General features: G+C 41.0%; 5 protein-coding genes. 2 read left to right on the forward strand and 3 right to left on the reverse strand.

Annotation, left to right across the window (positions count from 1 at the left end; all coding sequences use genetic code 11):
* The coding region (locus ACZFYI_RS16440) for a S8 family serine peptidase (protein ID WP_462525217.1) at positions 1-1,133 on the forward strand (1,133 nt) is incomplete at its 5' end.
* A 37-nt stretch (positions 1,134-1,170) separates the two neighbouring features.
* Here ACZFYI_RS16440 and ACZFYI_RS16445 read toward each other — a convergent pair.
* Positions 1,171-1,395, reverse strand: a complete 225-nt coding sequence (locus ACZFYI_RS16445; protein ID WP_462525218.1) for a DUF3820 family protein — start codon at positions 1,393-1,395, stop codon at positions 1,171-1,173.
* Between the two features lie 219 nt (positions 1,396-1,614).
* On the opposite strand from ACZFYI_RS16445, the gene ACZFYI_RS16450 reads away from it, so the two are divergent.
* Positions 1,615-2,571, forward strand: coding sequence for an aldo/keto reductase (locus tag ACZFYI_RS16450; protein WP_462525219.1), 957 nt, complete (start codon positions 1,615-1,617; stop codon positions 2,569-2,571).
* Between the two features lie 51 nt (positions 2,572-2,622).
* Here ACZFYI_RS16450 and ACZFYI_RS16455 read toward each other — a convergent pair whose 3' ends face one another.
* Positions 2,623-2,916: a hypothetical protein gene (locus ACZFYI_RS16455; protein WP_462525220.1), complete on the reverse strand. Its 294-nt coding sequence runs from the start codon at positions 2,914-2,916 to the stop codon at positions 2,623-2,625.
* 25 nt (positions 2,917-2,941) lie between these two features.
* Positions 2,942-4,244 (reverse strand): BamA/TamA family outer membrane protein (locus ACZFYI_RS16460; protein WP_462525221.1); only part of this gene is annotated, 1,303 nt, incomplete at its 5' end.

The raw sequence follows: 4,244 nt of genomic DNA on the forward strand, positions 1-4,244 counted from the left end.
AAAATGCAGAATCCCCAATCTTGGAATCCCAGGGTCAAATTATGCGGTATCAAAATGGTGATGTCATCCCGGGCAGCTATATCGTTGTCTTAAAACCCCAAAATTTGGGTTTCAGAAAAAACGGAAGCTATGAAGATATTCAGGCTGCAATGAGAAAAAGTGTTTCAAGTATTCTAGCTAAATACAGGATTGCCGATGAAAACCTCGGTGCTGTATACACAGCTGCTTTGGATGGTTTTGCAGTTAAGTTGGATGGAAGCCAACTTGAATTGTTAAAGAGTGACCCTTCTGTCAGTTATATAGAACCTAACCGAGTGATATCTATTGCTCAAAAAGGAAAACCGGGAAGTGGAGGCGGTAGTACAGGTCAAGAAACTCCTTGGGGAATTACTAGAGTTGGTGGTTCTGTAAATTACACCGGAACAAACGTTGCTTGGGTAATTGATACAGGTATTGATTTGACTCACCCCGACTTGAATGTCAGCACAACAAATGGTTTTACTGCTTTTACATCAGGGAGAGACGCCAACCTCAATGATGGCAACGGACACGGATCGCATGTTGCCGGAACAATAGCTGCCATCAATAACAATATAGGTGTGGTTGGGGTCGCTGCCGGCGCAACAGTTGTGCCTGTAAAAGTATTGGATTCAAGAGGTTCGGGTTCCTACGACGGTGTAATTGCAGGTGTGGATTGGGTGGCTGCCAAAGGAAAATCCGGCGATGTGGCCAATATGAGTTTGGGAGGGCCAGTTTCTCAGGCCTTGGATGATGCTATTGTGGCAGCATCAGGAAAAGGCATAAAGTTTGTTGTTGCCGCCGGAAATAGTGCTGCAAATGCTAACAACTATTCGCCTGCAAGGGTCAACGGTCCTAATATCTATACGATTTCTGCCTCAGACAGCGGTGATAGATTTGCTTCTTTCTCAAATTTTGCAAATCCTCCGATCGACTATTGCGCTCCGGGAGTAAGTATCAAGTCAACTTGGAAAGGTGGAGGTTATAATACTATCAGCGGAACTTCCATGGCATCCCCACATGCGGCAGGTGTTTTGCTCTTGGGAAATGCTAGAACTTCAGGATTTGTGACAGGTGACAAGGACAGCAGCCCTGACCCAATCATTTCAAGATAATTTCTAAAGCAACAATTCTATCTCTAAACCGCCTTCTTTATTGTGGGCGGTTTATTTTTTTTAACTCCCTCAAAATATCTTCCAGACCGTTGAGTCGGATTTCGTAAAGAGTATTAAGCCACATACCTAGTTTTCCTTCCGGAAACCCCTTCTTATGCATCCAAATCAAGTAATCTTCGGGAATATCACAGAGAAGCTTTCCTTTATATTTGCCAAAGGGCATTTTCTTGCTTACCAAGTCTAGGAGTATTTGTCTGTCCATTGACCAAAAGTAAGGGATAATAAATTAAGTCGGGCTTTCACTTAGGATTTCCTCTTACCAATTGTATAACCGGAACTAGTGAAATTCAAATCCCTCAAAATGAGTCTTTTTTCGTCAAAAAGATGAAATCCAAAACATCCATCAAAAAAATGAAGTTTTCATTCCGTATGAAGTATTTAGCTGATAAGTTCGTATCATTCAATGAAAACAGAAAAATCCATGAAATCTATCACTTTTAGCAACGGCGACAAAATGCCAATCATTGGCCTTGGGACTTGGAAATCAAAACCCGGAGAAGTTTATCAGGCAGTCCTTTGGGCAATTGAGGCCGGGTACCGTCACATTGATTGCGCCGCCATCTACGACAATGAAAAGGAAGTCGGTAATGCACTTGAAAAAGCATTTAAAGAAGGTTTGGTAAAAAGGGAAGAGCTTTTTATAACCTCCAAATTATGGAACAGCAACCACCGCTTGGACGATGTGATGCCTGCTTTGAAAAAAACTTTGAAGGATCTAAAACTAGAATACTTAGACCTTTATCTCATCCATTGGCCTGTGATTTTTAAAAGAGGAGTAGGATTTGCCCAGACTAGGGAAGAGTTTTACACCTATGGTGATGTTCCTTTGGAACAGACTTGGGAAGGTATGGAAGAGGCAAAAAAAATGGGTCTCACAAAGCATATTGGGGTTTCAAACTTTAATATTGCCAAACTTCAAGAAGTGATCAAAACCTGCAGAATGCTTCCTGAAATGAATCAGGTTGAGTTGCATCCATTTCTTCCTCAAAATAAATTGGTCAATTTTTGCAAAGAAAATGGCATTCTTATGACAGCTTATTCGCCTTTGGGTTCGGGAGACCGAGCAGCTTCATCTAAAAAATCCAATGAGCCTAGCCTTTTACAAAATGAAATTGTAAAAGAACTAGCTGCTAAGCATGGGGTTTCTTCGGCTCAGATTCTGATTTCTTATTCTGTCCACAGGGACATTGCTGTTATTCCAAAATCTGTAAACCAGGATCGAATAGCTCAAAATCTTGCTTCTTTGGAAATTTCCTTGGACGAAAGTGACATGGAAAAGCTTAAAAATATTGGAATAGCGTACCGTTTTATTGACGGTTCATTTTTTACCGGACCCCAAAGCCCATTCAAATTGACAGACCTTTGGGAAAAAGAGTAAAAAAAACCTTGCCATTTTACCTGATGATAAAGTCAGGTAAAATGGCTTTTTTCAACTGGATTTTAAAATCCGATTCACCAGCATTTCCCATTCTGCTTCCAAACTGATATCCGGTCTTATCTCACCTGCGCGACGATACCAATAATCAGCATTCCAGATATCTCCCTCTTTTCTGTGGAGATAGGCATGAATTCTAGCAGAAAGCTTATCAGCCGGACCATCAGCCAGATCATGGGCACTTTTCCAATCACCTTTTCCGTCAAACCAAAGCGCTTCTAATTGGGAACTTATACCCTCTGGAGGATTTGGAGCAGTAAGTGAAGATTTGAATTCTGATATTTTCATCGCTTCATCTATTAGACTTTTTATTTTAGAATGGATAACCAATACCGATATTAAATACGGTCTGTCCTCTTTGTCCTGGAAAATTCCTGAAGAAGCTGTCCAAGATATACCTTTGTCCAAGGGGCCGTGCAGGATCATAAGCTTTGATTCCCATATCCAGCCTGACTACCAAAAAGTCAAAATCCATCCTTAATCCGACACCTGTTCCTACAGCGATTTCTTTATAAAACCTGTTGAATTCAAAATTTGCTCCCGGACGGGATAGGTCAGGATTGAAAGTCCATGTATTCCCGATGTCAACGAAAAAAGCCCCATCAAAATACCCATATATCTTTGACCGAAACTCAAACATGCCTTCGAAGAGGATTTCACCGGGTTGCTCAAAACGATAGTCAAAAGAACCGTCCTCAAAAGTATTTGGAGTAAATGAACCCGGCCCCAAACGTCTTGGTTGCCATGCCCTGATGCCTGTACTTCCGCCTGCAAAAAAGTATTTTTCATAAGGTAGTACTCCATTGCTCACACCATAAGGTTTTGCCAATCCGAGATTCAATCTGTATGCGAAAGTTTGGTTTTTGGTAATTGGAATATACCTTCTGTAATCTGACTGGAATTTCAGGAATTGAAAATAAGCAAGGTTCCTTTCCTCGACAAAACTGCTGTTGACAAAATTTAAGGTCGTTCCTCCACTTTCAAAGAATAAACGCCAAAGTGAGGCTTTGTTTTTTTGGAATGCCCCGTATTGGTTAAAATTAAAAATAACCTGGCCGGAAATACTGCTGACATAGGAAGGTAAAAATGAATTTATCAGATTATTTCCCTGATTTTGAAGATCTTCCAAAAGGGCCCTAAAATCATCGCTTAAGTTGGAGCGGATAAAATTAGCATCTACTGCATTGACGGTGTATTGTTGACGGAGATTCCGGGTGTTCCAATTATATGCAAGGATTCCGTTGACGCTTTCTCGTATGTATTCAGGTCGGTTGACATAATTGTATCCAATCAGGGTCCTAGTACGGGGGTTATACCTACCAAACTTTTCAAGAGAATTGACATTGAGTGGTAGTAAAAACTGCGGAAAAATAACTGAGGCAGAGGTATTCAATTCACGGCTTCTAAATACACCTCCTTCTCCTGTGGCGGATACAACCCCTTCCAATCCTGCTCTAAAGAAGAATTCGAAGATCTCTGCACCTCGGAATAAGTTTCTGTTTCTTAATGAATGGCTAAAAAATGGACCTGGAACCTGTTCAGTGATAGTGGCGCCGAGCTGATTGGTGATTAAATACTTTTGGTTGGATTGGGTATAAATCTTTGGTCTCAAAACA

This window comes from Aquiflexum sp., assembly GCF_977115555.1.